The organism is Marinomonas piezotolerans (assembly GCF_003362755.1).
Lineage (GTDB): Bacteria > Pseudomonadota > Gammaproteobacteria > Pseudomonadales > Marinomonadaceae > Marinomonas > Marinomonas piezotolerans.
On sequence record NZ_QKRA01000001.1, the window covers coordinates 843,776 to 859,638 of the forward strand.

Here is a 15,863-nt window from a genome sequence, read left to right on the forward strand (position 1 = left end):
TCTACTCCTCCTCTACAGCAGTTGCTAAAGCAATGGTGTCTTCAGATTGAGCAAGCATGTCTTGTTCAATCGTTTCCCAGATAAATAAAATTTTGCGGCGATTAAAAGGACGAACGTAATGGCGACCTTCGAATAAGCAGATATCTAGAAGCTCGTTTCGGATGGTTCTAGGGTTATAATGAATTCTATCCGCCAATTGTTCTGTGGTAAGATACGTGTTCATGTGCAACCTCGATCGTTACGATTAAAGAATGATTGTTAAGATATCTTAACAAGATAAAAATAGTAGCGAACTGTTTTGTTCACGTCAATATTGTTTTGTATTTATTTATATACAAATATGGAGATTACATGCTTAGGTTTCGCATTAAAGAACTGATCGCTGATAAGTCATTCAAGGAAGGGCAGCGTATCACTATGACAAGAGTCGCAGATGAGAGTGGAGTAAACCGGGTATCCCTATCTAAAATGGCGAACCAAAAAGGGTTCAGTACAGTGACATCAAACCTCGATTTGCTTTGTGCCTATTTTAAATGTGATATTAGTGATCTTGTAGAATACGTATCGGAAGACGAAAGTTCTGAATAGAAAGATGGAAGCCGCTTCAAGCACATACTAATGGCGGCTTCTCCAAGACTCATTGTCAGTCCTAACAATGATTAGAATACTTCTTCATCGGGTGCAAATGTCTTAGGCCTCCTAGCTTCCTTTTTGGCTTCTCTCGCGTCAATGATATCTGATAGATACCACTGCTCATTCATTGACTGAAAATCACGCATTTGCCATTTCATTTGATATAAAACACCTCCCCTATGCCGATCAAAGGCAGGACTACCGTTTGGCAAGACCAGTTTTTCAGGAAACGTTCGGATGGTGTATATCACATTTTGAGTGGGTAACTGACTGCCAATTACGTGATATTCATCACCTGATAGAATAAACCGCTCCGTGTTTCCGTAACATAGTTTAACTGACTCAAAAGATTCTTCTTGAAGGCGCTCCGCTGTGCGCAAAAAGACTCTGAAGACATCCATAGGTCCGACAGAGTCTTCTAGTGATTTTAAACAGAACCAAAGATCATTGTGCTTTGACTCCAACGTTACTTTAATGCCGCGATTCCGAGGATCTTCTTCTATCACTCGATCAACCGAGTCTTGGAAATTTTTCGCATAACCCAGGCCTGCAAATGACGCCAAAAGGATGACTATACATGTGGCTTTTAACATTAGAAGGCCTCCAAATCATCAGCTTGATTGGCACTGTCTATCTGCTCTTTAGCCACATAAAACTCAGGGCTTTCATAGGTTATTTTAACGAACCCTTTTCCTCTTCCTTGACCTTCTATCTCCACAGCTAAAAAACCGCCAGATATTTGATACTGGGTCACATACGCACCACAGCCATCATAATCAAGGCATTGGTAAAACTCGTCAGCATCGTCATAGAGCTTCATTCCAACATATTCTAATTTATCTGAAGGTTGCCCATATTTTTTTGTCATGATCGAGTTAACACTTTCATATAACGCCTTGCCCTCACTGCCGTACAGATCTGCAGTAAAGGTATTAGAACTCACTATAAGCTTTACAAGATTGCTTTTATAAGTTAAAGCAAGGTATTGATCGCCTTTGGACCAAGGCTTAGGGGTGGTGACGGAAGTCAAGTATTCAAACTGACCGGTGGGCCTAGGAGAGTTAAAACCAGCTTGGATCAGCTCTTGATTAGACATTCCCCATTTGAGCCCAAATGGCTCTGGGAAAGCAGTTGATTCCGCCCAAGAAAGACTATTACCAAGAATAGCAATAGTCACAACAGCGCAAGTAGTTAAACTCTTAATGAAATACATAGACAACACCTTCGTTATTCAGTGAAAACAACTCTCTACTTTGAGAGAACTGATCTGTGAATTGCAGAAGGTGTGCCAGATAAATAACTACATATAAATCAATTATTTAACTATTAAACCAAAATTTTCAAGGTAAGAAAAATTATCTAACATATAAAATATTATGCTAAAAACCCATCGAGTTCATAAGCTCATGTTCATTGACTACCTCTGGTGTTACAACTGCGTCTCTAAGCATAGTCTTTTTGGCTAATAATCGATCTAAGTTCACATCAAACGAATCGTACTCTGGGTGAAGCAGACAAGGTAAATGAATAAACACATCTTTCTTTTGCCCAATACGATACACACGATCGGTAGCTTGTGCTTCCTTTGCTGGGTTCCAATGGCGCTCTAAATGCACAACATGATTAGCACCGACGACTGTTAAGCCTACACCCGCTGCAACAGGTGACATGATAATAATATTAAAACCTTCTTTTGCCTCAAAATCAGTAATCATACCTTTACGAGACAACTGATCCTTTTTAGTTGCTACAGCTTTAGCATCGCCATTTATGATATGAATATCCAATCCAAAAATCTTATCAAGGCATATTTTCAACACAGCTTGCAGCTTTTTAGTGGTAGCAAAGATAATTACTTTTTCGTCTTTATTGCGAATATCATGCAAAGTATTTAACAACATTCTTAACTTTTCGGACTCGTTAAGCTGTTGCATCGCTTCTTTGCTGGAGCCGGCTGGCGTTTTAAAAATTTGATCTAAACGCGGGTGGAGGCTAACTTTACGCAGTTCTTGTAATACAGCGAGCGCATGGCCTGTACCATCCTCTTTGGCTTTAGATTTTCGATAATCTTCGATGATTTGGTCATAAACTATTTTCTGTGCGCCTGACATCTGTTGGGCAAGATCAGGAGCAAAAGCCATATTATCGGCCAAATCCAGTCGCAAGCCGGTACGAATGGTCTTTGTCGGCATCCCTGTTAACTCATCTTCTTTTGTACGGCGCAACATAAATTGACCAACCGCAGCTCTAAGGTCTTCACCAACTTCTAGACGCTTAGCAGGTTTATCTTCCTCTTCCGCATTACTTATTGGTTTGATCCAACGCTCTTTAAAGTATGTCCAATCACCCAACAAGCCAGGCTGTGCGCTATCAAATAAGCACCAGAACTCGCTAAGACTGTTTTCAACAGGAGTACCTGTTGCCAGCAATTTAAAATCTGCTTTCAGAGCTTTGGCTGCTCGGGTTGCTTGAGTGTTAGGATTTTTAATGTTCTGCGCTTCATCAAACAACACAATGCCCCAATCAATCACACACAACGAGAACTGATAGTCTCTTAGGGTTTGATAGGTAGTAAGAACAATGCGTCGATCCATATCAAGGCGTTTAGTCGCTGCTTCCGGACCAACATGCAGAGCGTAGCGTATTGATTCATAGTCTGCTTTTGTATCGTTCATCACCGAGCTTAATTGAATTGACTCACGCTCAGCCCCTTGCTTACGAAAATCTTTTAAATCCCGTCCAGACTGGAGAATTTTAATATCCCTAAACGGTGACGAGTTAAACGTAACGGCAACCTCTTGCTCCCAGTTTTCCAACAAACTTAATGGAGCAACGATTAAAATTGGTTTTTCAGGTTGGCTATTTTGTTTTTGCAGAGCTAGATATTCCGCCAACATTACCAATGTCATGTAGGTTTTACCTAACCCCATATCATCCGCAAGCAAAGCCCCCTGAATACGATATAAGTCATCATGATCGTCACCTAGTGCCGATTTCAACAAGGCTAGCATCCATTTGATACCTGACTCCTGATGTGGAAATGGAGATCTAGCTAGATTAGACCGGTCAAAGTCTGGTGACTTATCAAGATTCTCGACTTTAGTAACAATATCTTGGTTATGTTCGTCGGTCTCTTTTAGCAGCAACGAGACTTTTTCTTTGCGAACTAAACTCTCTTCTATCTCAAGGTCATTTTGATCGTCACCGGACTGAACGATTTTATCTTTTGCTTCAGCTAAAGCCCCTTGGACACGCTGTTCATCACGAATATCAATCGACTCATCATTGACAACAACGCTATCAGCCTTTTGCCCTTTCGCTTGTTCATAGCTTTGTTCGAACGCTTGTATGTCTTCATCGCATTCTAAAAGCTTAACCAAGCGCTCTGGCGGCTCACTGACTACGTTAGTCGAAAACCACTTGTTGCTCGCATCGCTATCTTGTCCAAATGGCAAATAAACCATCTTGCCAATACCTGCCACTCGAACAGAAAAACCCAAGTCTAAATTTACAATCGATGCGTCTAAGAATGCAGAGGGGGTTTGAATAAACTCAGCCACCTTATTAGCTGGAATGGTTCTGTTTTGAAGAACCTCCTGAACCGCTTGTTTCTTTTCATCTGATAAAAGAACAATACGGTCTTTGACCCGTATGACCTGTCCATCACCAGCAAGCTGTACCCAGCGGTTCTGCAACTCTTCTGATGAAGAACCATCTCCCAAACTTGGAGAAAGTTCTAAGCTACCGTCTGCACGCAGATTAGCGGATATGGTGACATTCTCTGGTTGGACTAGCTCAAACTTTTCAAAATGTTTTAGATCGAGATTTAAACCATTCTTTGTCGCTTGTTGCAATTTAGCGACAGCCAAGACATTCGCTAACTCTGTACGCTCGTCAGCAGATAAAGCAGAGTGCCCTTCAACAGCTTTAATAGCATCTAACTGGCTAGGAGAAAGTAAGAACTGAGTACTTTCACTAAACACTAAAATCGGCCCTTTTCGACGAACTGGGTATTTGTTGTTACCTAGCTTCGCGAACAAAGTGAGTGTAAAACCGCTCTTTGTCGTACGCCCTTGTACATCAAGGTCAAATGAACCATCAAAAGGCACTGGTAGTCCCAGAGCATCAGCATCTTCGGGGTCTAAAAGTACAGCCTCTTCGCTATCGATACGAAAACCATTTGGCAGCGGCTCAGCAACAGTTCGCTCCTGAAGCATTTTCAGCAATACATGCTGAACAAGCTGAAGCCCTCCACCTTGACCTTGATTTAAACAATGGTATGCAGCTGGATCTGTGACAAAATTGACACCAAAAGAATCAAATACAGGCTTATAAGATAAATTATGCTCTATAGACGTAGAGTCTTTTGGTAGCAATTTTTTTACGAAATCAAACAATGACATAAGAAAATCCGTTTACTTCTGTTTTAGGCGATACATTTGATTAAAGTCCTTTTCTACAAAAGGAGCTAACTCGCCACGAATGTACTTCAAACAATGATTAGCAGTAACATCCAGAGAGGTTCTTAAGTTAAATAGGTTGCATGATCCAAGTTGCTCAATCTTATGTAATATTTTTCTTCCTTCAGCGCTAAGGTCGTCAAAACTCTGCTGAGCAGTAGGTTCATGGGTTACATGATCACTATTGGTATTTGGCAAGCTCCAAAAGTAGCCATCATCAAGCAATACTTTGCCTTCTGATCTCAATGAATACAGAATCGAGTTAATCTTGGATCGTTCAACAACCAAACCAAACTCTGTAAGCAAAGCATTGACTATAGATTTGCCTTTAATTGAAGAATTGATTTCTATTACGCTAAGAATCTGAGCTTCAAGTGTTTTACTTAAATCAGACTTTATCTTTTTGACAACAGGCACACCAAAACGCCTGATGTACACTTGGTAATCTTCCCTTGAAAGAACTTTTTCAAGATCCAATACCACGCCATTTTCAGCCAAAAACTCAATGGCATTTTTTTGCCAAGTCGTCGGCGAATGAGTGATAGCTTTATAGTTCCCATCATATGATTTATTAAAATCACGAACAAAGCCAACTGTTAAATCTAAATGACTAAGAGATTTAAGGGAATAATCTGATAGCCTTGAGCTTGGTAGGCCGGTGTAAATCCATAGTTTAAATTGATGAGAGCCCTCAATTATATGGAACTCTCCACAATCTAAATAGATAACAGCTTTATCATTCATGTGTGAGTCAGAAAGCTTGATAAAACTTGTTGTCATGCTCTTGCCAAGTACTTTCTTCACTGTAGTAGCTGCACTCTGCCCCAGCATCAGCCTTGTATTTCGAATAATGCCGTGCTCGTATAGCCCTTCTAAGAACTTTTTACGTGCAGGGAACATTCTATTGAGAGCATCATCACCGGATTGCTTCCCATACTCTTCGATTGCCCCTAGGAACAAACGCAAGTCTTCTTTTGCAAGCCAGCTTGTCACCATCTTGATACGATGCTCACCTATTGGTTGCCACCATTCACGATAATTTTTTGCAGTGTTAGCTATGCGCGGATCACCCGCCATATCGAGCACAAAGTTTTGCCAGATACTAGATGGGGCACCACCTGAACGATCTATCATAATTTCAAGAGCAATATGCCCGATTCGCTTACCATCTTCATATGGCATCTTTGCCACTTCGGATTTAGATAATTCAGCAAGGATGTCATGAGATTCCCCTAACGGTATCTCTTTCAAAGTCTCCAAATAGTATTGCGCATGACAGATATTTAAGAAGCGCCCTTGGGGTAGATCATTTAGGCGTAGCTTTTTAAGCTGGTCACTCAGGTCAAGATGATTTTTCTTGGCTAAGTCCACCACAGCCTTAGGTGCAGACAGATCAAAGAGCCAATTTTTATGTTGATGTAGAGAAGACAAGATTGTATTGCTTGGTTGCTTTCGATCACTTAAGCGAAAGTCTATTTGCCCTTGCAGCCAAGTCGTTAACTTTTCAAAAACCGAATCGATGTTTAGCATATCGAAATAGCGGTAAAGTAATGCAATTAGGTTCATCAAAGAAGACATCCCTAATTTCGGGTGTAGCTCTTTTATATGATCAATAAATGAATCGTTAAGTGAACGTCGCCTAACATCTTCATTATCAATCCAAAGCTGTGTCAGAACCCGTACACCTCGTCTTTTCTTAATTACTTTCTTAACCTGGTCGAATTCGCCGTTTAAGATTAAACGGCGAATTCCCTCTTCAAGCGCTTTAAACTCTTGGCTTTGCCCAGCTCCGTCTGCAATCTTCTTAGTATTCGCTGTTAACTTTACCCACTCTTCAGTGACTTTTTCCCACTGAGCATCTTGTAACTTAGGAATAGAAGGTAACTGCAACATAATTACGGCATCTCCAGCCTATTTCTAACAGACTCATACTCTGCAATGCTTGGACGTCGAATGGTAAAACGAATGTCGATTCGTCGGTTGGTCCGATAATCTTGCTCTGTAACTTCTGATTCAACAGCGCGTCGAGTTGCAGCATAGCCACTCACTGAAAACAATGGATTACCGTCACGGTTCTTAACACTATCAAGTTTAAGATCATCTGGAAGTGAATCTCGCCAAAGCTCCCATAACGAGATCGCTCTAAAAGTTGATAATCCCCAGTTACCTTTACCCATCATGCCATTAAAGTTCTTACTATCCGTATGTCCTTCAATGAAAATAGTATCTAAGTATTGCTCTCGGTCATCCTGATTGATTACTTGAGATAGTACTTCACCAATCTCCAACGCCGTATTCTCAAATTGAGGGCCGATATTAAACGCCGCACTATCAAAGCCAAGGATATCGTTCGGGATACTCAGAACTGTTTCGTTTTCGCTAACTGTGACCTGAATGCCTCTCTGGCGAAGTAGTTCTGCCGCCTCATGCAGAATGGTTTTACGAACACCTTCGGCTTTATGCAGCATCTCCAATTCTTCTGTAAACGCTTCTTGCTTATTCTCAAGTTCCTGCTTTGCTTCCATCAGCTCAACCATAAGCACGACAGAGGCCAATACAAACAAGATCAGCAAGCCTGACAGAATATCAGAAAAGGACATCCAGTAAGGGTTCTCCTCATCGACATTAACTTGCCCAGATTTGAACACACGCATTACTTACGCTCCAACTCATCCACCAAATCAGAAATTCCTTGTACTGTTCTCACCATCTGATCACTGAATTCACGCGTTTTATCGTTCCAGATTTCCATACGCTCTTTGACTTGCGTATTCACTTCACTAGAGTATGACCGCAGCCATTCATTTGTCTGTTGTTCGATAACTGAAACTTGTTCTTTCAGATTATTTCCTAACGATTCAAATGATGACTCGATGTTTGCAATAAACTCTGTTTGATGCGCTTTCATCTCGTTAAAGCCTGATTGAGCCAATTGCGCCGTTTCACCAAATCGCTCAGTAGTCGTCACTAAAGATGTTTCTAAACCTCGCAGTACTTTTGCTTGCTCGATAACATGGGCCGCCAGCGCATCATTTTGGCTAGATATTCCCTTCATAGCATCCGTTACTTCCACTAAGCGTGTATCAAATAACTCTGTTGCCTTAACAAGATTACCGGATAGCATCGCAATCTGATTAGAACTATTTGACAAGTTTTGACTACTCGTCGCTGAAGCTTCAGATATACTCTTTAACTCACCAACCACCTCTTTGTGTTGCTCAATCACAGAATCCATATGACTCTGTGTGCGCTCTACAGCATCTTTCATTGTCTCGATTAGCAAAGCTTGCTTTTCTAACCAGCTATCAAGCTGTGTTTGAAGTTTATCTCGGTGCTCGCTCTCACGTTCTGCTAGTGCGTGTTGTTGAGCATTAAGCGTCTCAACAAACTTAGACTCCATAGTCTGCTGACGCTCTTCACTTTGAGAAAGCATTGAACGCATCTGATCATTAAACTGCTGCGACGCTTGTTCTTGCTGTTTTGCCATTGCTTGGTGATTATTGGAGGTTTGGTCTACTACCGTCTTCATCTGATCGCTAAGGGTAGTCACAGCTTGACGCATTTCTTCAGTTGATTTCTGCATCAATTCGCCTTGACCTCGTCCTGCGGCTTGCATGCTTTCGGTAAAATTACCGATCAACTGCTCTATAACACCACTTGTCTGCTGGCTAGTATTGCTTACGAGAGACTGCATAGCAGGCGCCATCACATTGTTAAGAGCATTTGTGAAAGCTTCTTGCATGCTATCGCTCACGCCAGAAATGGTTTCTTGCAGGCGATCACCAATACGTTCATGCAGTTCCTGAAGTGCTTCACTGCTTTCGCCAGTGTATTTCGAGATATCGACTAGGGATTTTTCTGCAGGTAAACGCGGGAATAAGAAGTCAATTCGTTGCTGGACTAACACGATTTTCTTGATAATTCGCCGCTCTGTATTTTTTTCAATAACATTGAGAATAAGACTTAATGCCACACCCCAAACAGATGTCACGAATGCCAACGCCGCACCATTGATCATGCTGGCAATACCGTCTTTTAAAGCATCAATTTCATTGCTTTCAATATGAAGACCTTTAAGACCCATCGTGAGACCAAGAAACGTACCTAATACACCGATAGCAGTTAAGAAAGATGGTGTTGCTGCTAGTAGACGACTAGAGGTGATACCTGATGCAAGAGTACGCGGATTGAAGAAATGCTCGGCGTCGAGAGTATTGAAAACCCCTTTCTCACGATGATCAAGCACCAAACTTTCGTCAAACTCATGCCAAAGGCTTTGAATCACAGGATTCTCAGAGTTCTTGGCTTTAACTCGGATATCGCCAATGTTCTCATACAAAGAATCTGTGGTTTGCCCTTCCAAGATTGCTTTAATTTGCAGGATATTATTCTTCGCACGACCGTTAAGCGCCGAAACTCGATAAATAGCGAAAAAGAAAATCATCCCCATTGCAATTATGAATGAACGACCAAGCCAAGAAAATGGCCAAAGAAGCTCGATGTTTGACCAAATCAGATCGATCATTGTTTACTCCTGTTAACTAAAATATGAGCCTTTTCGACGATTTTTGGCTTAAATTTGATTGTAAATTAACTGCACAATTAGCGTTTTTTTCCTGTTCCATTTGTACCGCCGCCTGATACTGAGCTACATAGCTCTTGATTGTAGTCCTTAAGCCCTTGGTACATAGGTGAGAATTGCTTCTTTTGTAACTTTTTCCCGTTAAGGGAGGTAATCATGTTAAGTAGTTTATTTAGCTTTTTCTTTGAAGCCGAACCCAATTTCGGTCCCTTAACTAAAAGATCTTCAATATTGCTAGTTATTCCAGAGTTTCGCATCAACACTAGCTCTGCCCTAGTTAGTTGCTTGCCGTTTAAGTATTGATCCAATAAATTAAATACAATCTCATTGTCACTCTTCATAGGCTAATTAAGCCCCGCTCGTTAGATTTCTATATTTAAAGCTTCCAAACCTCTTTCAACCGCTTAACGGTGTAATCCCATTTAGAAGCTCTTGGCCTTGCGACGGAGTTTTGGTTACCAAACAAGCCGACTTCATTCACGGCGTCGGTTTCAGCGACGGACTTAATCCATCGAACCGCTACGAAGTATTCGGCATCATCTTCACCAACGACTTTAGCGAAGTTGTATGAGCCTTTTAGATTCATACCCTCGTTGATGTATTCGTCGGCTACGACGGCATGATGAGTCACTTCTGCAACGCCTACATAGCCGGTTTTCGGTATATTGACCCAGACTCTATCACCAGGTTTTAGCATGAATAAGGTTTTGCTGTACCAATGCCCACCACCTGCTGAAATGAAGCCGTGTTGAAGCGCATCTTCCCAGTTTCGGCCATTACTGTAGGCGCCAAAACTTGAGTAAAACTCTCCGTTCCAATCGCCTTTTTGCTTGGTATTGATGGCATGCTCTTCAGTTTCAACAGGGTCTATCATCCAAGCTCGGCTGAGGTATTGATTACCGCCATCTTGGAAAACGGTAAAAAATACGGCATTGACGGCAATCCCAGCTTTGTCATTTAGATAGTTAATGATCCGCTCTGTACTGGCATCTAACTCGGCAGCGACAATAACCATCTGATGTGAGCTATTGATGTCTTCTTCGAGGAGCTTTACGCCAAATTTTTCTTGGAATGCTGTATCGATACTGGTTAAAGCATGACCATGCTTTTTAGCGAAGTCTTGGTAAATTTCGGAAACCTGTTCTGAAGGCAAGGTTTCCACCCAAGAGGCATAGTCAATCGTTTGAGCGACAACATCTCTAGGTGTTTTATGCTTCTTTAGCTCAATGATAATGATTGAGCCTGTAGCGTCGATTGCTAGCAAATCGATGTACTTGCCAAACTCGGTATACACCTGTCGACCAATCAACAGCCAGTTTTCGTTAAGAATCGACACGTCTTGAACAATTTGTTGCTCAAGTAGTAATTCTGTCTCTAATCTCACAGGTTTAAGCGGCTCTGGTTTCGAACCAATTCGCCAAATTCCATGTTGTACAGCCATAAATAAGCCCTTTTCAAGCCTAACACTTTATAAATTAAGCGACTGAGTTTAGAAAACGCCTCTTAAGATTAGAATTATTAAAGTATAAATAAACCCTAGGATTAAAAATGCAGGTATCGATGCGATTGCCCATTTGACCATAAAAAAGACCATTGACATAAATGGCATCCTTACATCGGTCACCACCACTTCACGCACTTCAATAGTAGTTCTCTCAACAATCGTTTTTTTAATTTCGTCCGCACTAGGAATTTCCTTCAATTCACTATCATCAGCGCTCCCTTGCTCAACTGATGCGAGTTCAGGATCCAAAAGAAACTCTATTAGCTTATCTTCTTTAAAGAAGAACCGAATTTGCCTACCATTGCTTAGAACCGAAAATCCTCTTTCTGCCTCTTTAACTTCTAAATTAGATTTATCCGCTAACTCTTGAATACGTTCCTTCATTTACAACTTTCCTTAATTAATACAATTAAACATTCTTAACTTGCTTGTTAATATTTAATCAACGGTATTCAGCTCGTACCGCCCAGATACAATACTCTGCTTCACTGCATCTATTTCTGGCTGGTTGCCCACTAGGTAAGACGCATCGTGAAAACCTACTAGATAAGCCCTAAAAAAATAGTTATGGCCTGCTTCGAATTCAACAGGCTCAAACTTAGGCAAGATCCCACCCGCCAGCTTATATTCGCTCTTCCCAGGAAGAACTTCAAAATAAGCGTATTCACCTGTATTGATTGGGACAGTAGGATAACCCTTGATCTCGAAATCAACATCCAAAAATGAACCAATAACTCCGGTCTTGGCCTGATAGACATACACTCCAGCCCTACCTTCCGTAGGCTCACTAATGCCAGATGTACTATCAAAGTTTTCCGGCAGGTATTTAACGGTAGAGCACCCCGTAATAGAGACTGCTAAAACACCGAGAATAAGAAATTTATAACGATCCATGTCTACTCCATCTGAGCCAGATCAATTTATATTGCTACACAATCCAATCTTTATAGATTTCTGTAGCGATTTTAGAAAAGCACATTGGGCTGAAAGTGGGTCACACCACTTAACCCCAGTGAAACAGTGATAACAGCCGCCTTGGCCCAACGCGAGATTTTGGTTACTAAACTATCTTTCATAGGCTTTCTCCTCCGTTCCGGTGTTTTCAGGGCAGTCGTTCCCTTGTGGGTCTCAATCAAAGTTTCAGGAAGACTTGAACTTCCAAATAGACAAGCTTCTACAGTCACGTTTTCATTGCTGTACGCTAGGCAGACACTGCTATCACCTTCATGCCAATGCACTCTTCTCAACATTCTCATTAAAAACCTCACGTACGAAACGTGAGGCTGCACCTTTTACGGTTTATAATCGGTGTTATGGCATCTCGGACACGGTGGTAAACGATCACTCGTATCATCCAATCTCACTGTTTCACCGCAAATGGTGCACGTATAAGTGCCTTTACCTGGTTTTTCGCCGGTCGTAGACATAACTCTCTCCTTTTAGATCTATCCCCGTTAGCGATACAGCACTCGATATTGGGAGTATCGAGATATCAAAGCCATTACTCTATCTCCCAGCGCCACTTTTCGCGCATATCTGGTTCTGAATAGAGATAATCCGTTTTCAAGCCAAGGGTTGCAGCGATTAATTTCGTTAAAAAAGCACAAAGTTCAAATGAGTAGTTTTCTTGAGGCAAAGCAAATCCGATTGGCTGTTTAGCGAAAGTCGCCTCATGAGCTAGTTCATTTCGCTGTACACTTAATACACTCTTTTTATCCTCGATAACCGCCCAAGAAGGAATCTGAATACCGTATAGACTTGCTAATTCGACAGGGCGCTCAGGATGCAGGATGGACTTGGAGTTATTAGGGTTTAACTTAAAATTCAATCTAAATAGTCCATCCAATACCTTATAGTATGCATCAAACCTTTCCCATTCATGATCCATTGAGTAAGCGATCAGAAACCAATGAATACACGCTCGCATCTGTGACCTTTGTTCGACATTTGCGTTGATAAAATATTGGTTGATCACTTCCATCCCTTTCTCTCGATCACTCCGATACAATAGCAGTCCATTAATTGAACTAGGCTCATAAGGGGTTCTACCAAAAGCACCTTGACCTTCTGGACACAAGTAAAGTCCTTGAAGAAAGCCATATCCTAAGATTAAAAATGCATTATGTTCGTCATCATATGTTGAACAAATCTCATGGGTAGGAGGAAGAAATAGAAGCTGGCCACTTACCATTGGTTCAGGCGAACTAAATTGCTTCTTCTCTTTTGGTAAATGATGAAGTTGTTTCTGCGGGGCATATATAAAACCTCCACTAACCGGATAAGAGCTACGAAAAATGTCCATTTTTTCATCAAACCCCTCCAATATTTTAACTGAGAAGCCTTCACATTCGAATTCAATTTTATCTTTCAAAAATCCAAATTTCATGTCCATTTTCCTGATAAAAGCTCCCCAGAAAATGCTTTTTGACTTAACGCTCCAAAAGCTGAATCACTTATTTTTCTTGATGCCTTGTTGGATAAATACCCTTGGTATTGTTTTCTTAAAATAGCCGAGAACTTCTCTTGCAAATCGATGGGTGGCAACTTGAAACGATAACTAGTCAACTCATTCCGGTTTAACTTCGGAATGCTCGCACGATCAGGAAGTGTTTCGGTATATTTTGTAAAATCGTCAGATAATAAAAGTTGCCAAAGGAACTCGCGTGTTAAAAGACCATCCTTTGGTCTAACTGGATACATATCAGCAGAACAAAGCCCAACAAAATTTGGTAATGCTACTTTTCTAAGATATGGACGTATTTTTGAGTAAAGAACATAGGTTTGATCAAACAAGAACTTCTTGCTTATTAAATTTTCCTCTCTTGCAGTGAGCGCTGGGAGCAACTTACCGGTATTTTTTTCAATTCTATCAGGACCGATATGCAGTAAATCTAGATACTCAGATTCTCTTGGATCAACCATTTTTGCATCTATAAAAGCAACTTCATCAAATCTAACCTCTTCCCATCCACTTTTATTTACTTTCGAGCCAAACATATCCAAGAAAACGGAGCGTAGGAATTCGTCGGCGAGGTCGATGGCTTGTTGGCGTTTGCGGCGGATGGTGTCGGCTTTGTCGAGGATGGCAGCGATGCGTTTTTGTTCTTCCAGTGGAGGAAGTGGGATTTCGGTCTCATTAGCACGACTAATCGTATAAGTCCCTACAGTTGCGCCGCTTGAATTCTGGATGAATCTCTGCACATCGGGACTTTTTAAAGCATATTGAACATAAGAAGTATCCACTTCTTGTTTTTTACTTAAGCGAATAACGCTTGCGTCTTTGAAGTAAAACTTATCACTCTTTTTTACTGCATAAGTCTGCCCGAGAGTACCTACAGCAGTAACAAGAATGTCCCCCTCTTGAGGTACACCGTATTTTTCACTAAATTCCGAATACATTTCCTCAGAGATAAACAGGTCATTATCTACAAAGCCTTGCTTTGATAATGTTACCACCTCTCTTGCTCGATAAAATGGAACACCACTTTTGGTCCAATCTTTTTGGAGCACTCTTTTACTCGAAGTAATATCAAAGATATCTCCCAACTTTACCATCGGCCATTTCATAGCATCCCCTCCAGTTCCTTTAGGTCTGCCATGATTTCATTTTCTAGGGCCATGAGTTTGCCAAGGATGATTTTCGGGTCTTCGTATTGCTCTTCTTCATAGACCACTTCTTTATAGCGATTGATGGAGAGATCGTATTTATTGCTGGCGATGTCGGCGGAATCCACGACGAAAGCTTTTTGGGTCTTATCACCAAATTGCTCTAAGATTTGCTCTGCGGGTGCGTTGTCGAGTACCAACTGGCGGTAGGCTTTCCATTTGGCGATGGCGTCTGGCAAATCGTTAGTGCCTTCGCCTTTTAGTGGCGTGCGTTTGTCGTCTAGAGATAGGCCGTCGGCTTGTAGGTCATAGAACCAGACTCGATCCGTTGTGCCGCCTTTGGTAAATAGCAGAATTGCGGTGCTGACACCGGCGTAAGGTTTAAACACACCGCTGGGCAAGCTGATAATGCCTTCCAGTTGGTTGTTGTCGACCAGCTCTTTACGTAGCTGTTGGTGGGCTTTGGAAGAGCCGAATAATACGCCATCTGGCACAATCACAGCAGCACGGCCACCGAGTTTGAGGGAGCGTAAAATATGCGCCACAAACAACAGCTCAGTCTTTTTGGTTTTGACCATGCTGAGCAGTTCAGGGTTGGTGTTACTTTCGTCTAGGCTACCTTTGAAAGGCGGGTTCGCTAGGATCACATCAAAGAAGTTTTCTTCCTGCTTGGGGAAGTTCTCACGGATGGATTTATTCAGTGTGTCTTGGTAGACGATATTGGAACCATTGACCCCGTGCAGCATCATGTTCATGCTCGATACACGTAGCATGGTGGTATCAAAGTCCAAGCCCCAGAACATATCGTCGTTCACGTGTTCGCGGTATGGCTCTAGCAAATCCCCAGGGTAATGCTGGTTGCCCTCTTCATCTTGCCAAATCGCTTCGGGGCTAGAGTGCTTGCGATTGAGGTATTCCATGGTACGCGCCAAGAAACCTGCGGTACCCATTCACCCGTAACATTCGTCACTGGTGACAAGGGCTGTAGGCCATGATTTCTCTGCATTGTAGGCGGCTTCCAAATTGTCCATAGGTTACCATTCTAGATGGTGACATTTTTATATTTTTGTCACCACGC

General features: G+C 41.7%; 16 protein-coding genes. 1 reads left to right on the forward strand and 15 read right to left on the reverse strand.

Annotation, left to right across the window (positions count from 1 at the left end):
• Position 1: 1 nt before the first annotated feature.
• Complete coding sequence (locus DN730_RS03890; protein ID WP_115466773.1) at positions 2–223, reverse strand: hypothetical protein; 222 nt, start codon at positions 221–223, stop codon at positions 2–4.
• Between the two features lie 128 nt (positions 224–351).
• Here DN730_RS03890 and DN730_RS03895 point away from each other — a divergent pair, with 128 nt between their 5' ends.
• Positions 352–588 (forward strand): helix-turn-helix domain-containing protein, encoded by a 237-nt coding sequence (locus tag DN730_RS03895; protein WP_115466774.1) that lies wholly within the window; start codon positions 352–354, stop codon positions 586–588.
• A 71-nt stretch (positions 589–659) separates the two neighbouring features.
• On the opposite strand, the gene DN730_RS03900 is transcribed toward DN730_RS03895, so the two are convergent.
• The 14 genes from DN730_RS03900 to DN730_RS03965 all read right to left on the reverse strand — a co-directional run bounded on the left by DN730_RS03900 (position 660) and on the right by DN730_RS03965 (position 15,735).
• A complete protein-coding gene (locus DN730_RS03900) occupies positions 660–1,226 on the reverse strand; it encodes a hypothetical protein (RefSeq protein WP_115466775.1) in 567 nt (188 codons plus the stop codon).
• Positions 1,226–1,846, reverse strand: a complete 621-nt coding sequence (locus DN730_RS03905; RefSeq protein ID WP_115466776.1) for a hypothetical protein — start codon at positions 1,844–1,846, stop codon at positions 1,226–1,228. The genes DN730_RS03900 and DN730_RS03905 overlap by 1 nt, the downstream gene beginning before the upstream one ends.
• A 166-nt stretch (positions 1,847–2,012) precedes the next feature.
• Positions 2,013–5,036 carry a DEAD/DEAH box helicase gene (locus DN730_RS03910; protein ID WP_115466777.1) on the reverse strand — a complete coding sequence of 1,008 codons (3,024 nt, stop codon included), beginning with the start codon at positions 5,034–5,036 and terminating at the stop codon, positions 2,013–2,015.
• Positions 5,037–5,048: 12 nt separating this feature from the next.
• Positions 5,049–6,986 carry an EH signature domain-containing protein gene (locus DN730_RS03915; protein WP_115466778.1) on the reverse strand — a complete coding sequence of 646 codons (1,938 nt, stop codon included), beginning with the start codon at positions 6,984–6,986 and terminating at the stop codon, positions 5,049–5,051.
• 2 nt (positions 6,987–6,988) lie between these two features.
• Positions 6,989–7,747, reverse strand: coding sequence for an OmpA/MotB family protein (locus tag DN730_RS03920; protein WP_115466779.1), 759 nt, complete (start codon positions 7,745–7,747; stop codon positions 6,989–6,991).
• On the reverse strand, positions 7,747–9,618 hold the full coding sequence (zorA, locus tag DN730_RS03925) for an anti-phage ZorAB system protein ZorA (RefSeq protein WP_115466780.1): 1,872 nt from the start codon (positions 9,616–9,618) through the stop codon (positions 7,747–7,749). Before zorA ends, DN730_RS03920 begins: the two co-directional genes overlap by 1 nt.
• A gap of 77 nt (positions 9,619–9,695) precedes the next feature.
• Positions 9,696–10,016 (reverse strand): hypothetical protein, encoded by a 321-nt coding sequence (locus tag DN730_RS03930; RefSeq protein WP_115466781.1) that lies wholly within the window; start codon positions 10,014–10,016, stop codon positions 9,696–9,698.
• A gap of 35 nt (positions 10,017–10,051) precedes the next feature.
• On the reverse strand, positions 10,052–11,116 hold the full coding sequence (locus tag DN730_RS03935; protein ID WP_115466782.1) for an endonuclease NucS domain-containing protein: 1,065 nt from the start codon (positions 11,114–11,116) through the stop codon (positions 10,052–10,054).
• 48 nt (positions 11,117–11,164) lie between these two features.
• A complete protein-coding gene (locus DN730_RS03940; protein ID WP_115466783.1) occupies positions 11,165–11,563 on the reverse strand; it encodes a hypothetical protein in 399 nt (132 codons plus the stop codon).
• Between the two features lie 54 nt (positions 11,564–11,617).
• Positions 11,618–12,073: a DUF2846 domain-containing protein gene (locus DN730_RS03945; RefSeq protein WP_115466784.1), complete on the reverse strand. Its 456-nt coding sequence runs from the start codon at positions 12,071–12,073 to the stop codon at positions 11,618–11,620.
• Between the two features lie 398 nt (positions 12,074–12,471).
• Positions 12,472–12,606: a zinc ribbon-containing protein gene (locus DN730_RS03950; protein WP_115466785.1), complete on the reverse strand. Its 135-nt coding sequence runs from the start codon at positions 12,604–12,606 to the stop codon at positions 12,472–12,474.
• A 74-nt stretch (positions 12,607–12,680) separates the two neighbouring features.
• The gene (locus tag DN730_RS03955; RefSeq protein ID WP_115466786.1) at positions 12,681–13,565 is read right to left on the reverse strand and encodes a hypothetical protein; all 885 of its coding nucleotides are present in this window, start codon (positions 13,563–13,565) and stop codon (positions 12,681–12,683) included.
• Complete coding sequence (locus DN730_RS03960) at positions 13,562–14,746, reverse strand: restriction endonuclease subunit S (protein WP_211313816.1); 1,185 nt, start codon at positions 14,744–14,746, stop codon at positions 13,562–13,564. Before DN730_RS03960 ends, DN730_RS03955 begins: the two co-directional genes overlap by 4 nt.
• Positions 14,743–15,735, reverse strand: coding sequence for an HsdM family class I SAM-dependent methyltransferase (locus tag DN730_RS03965; protein WP_281270486.1), 993 nt, complete (start codon positions 15,733–15,735; stop codon positions 14,743–14,745). The genes DN730_RS03960 and DN730_RS03965 overlap by 4 nt, the downstream gene beginning before the upstream one ends.
• Between the last annotated feature and the right edge of the window lie 128 nt (positions 15,736–15,863).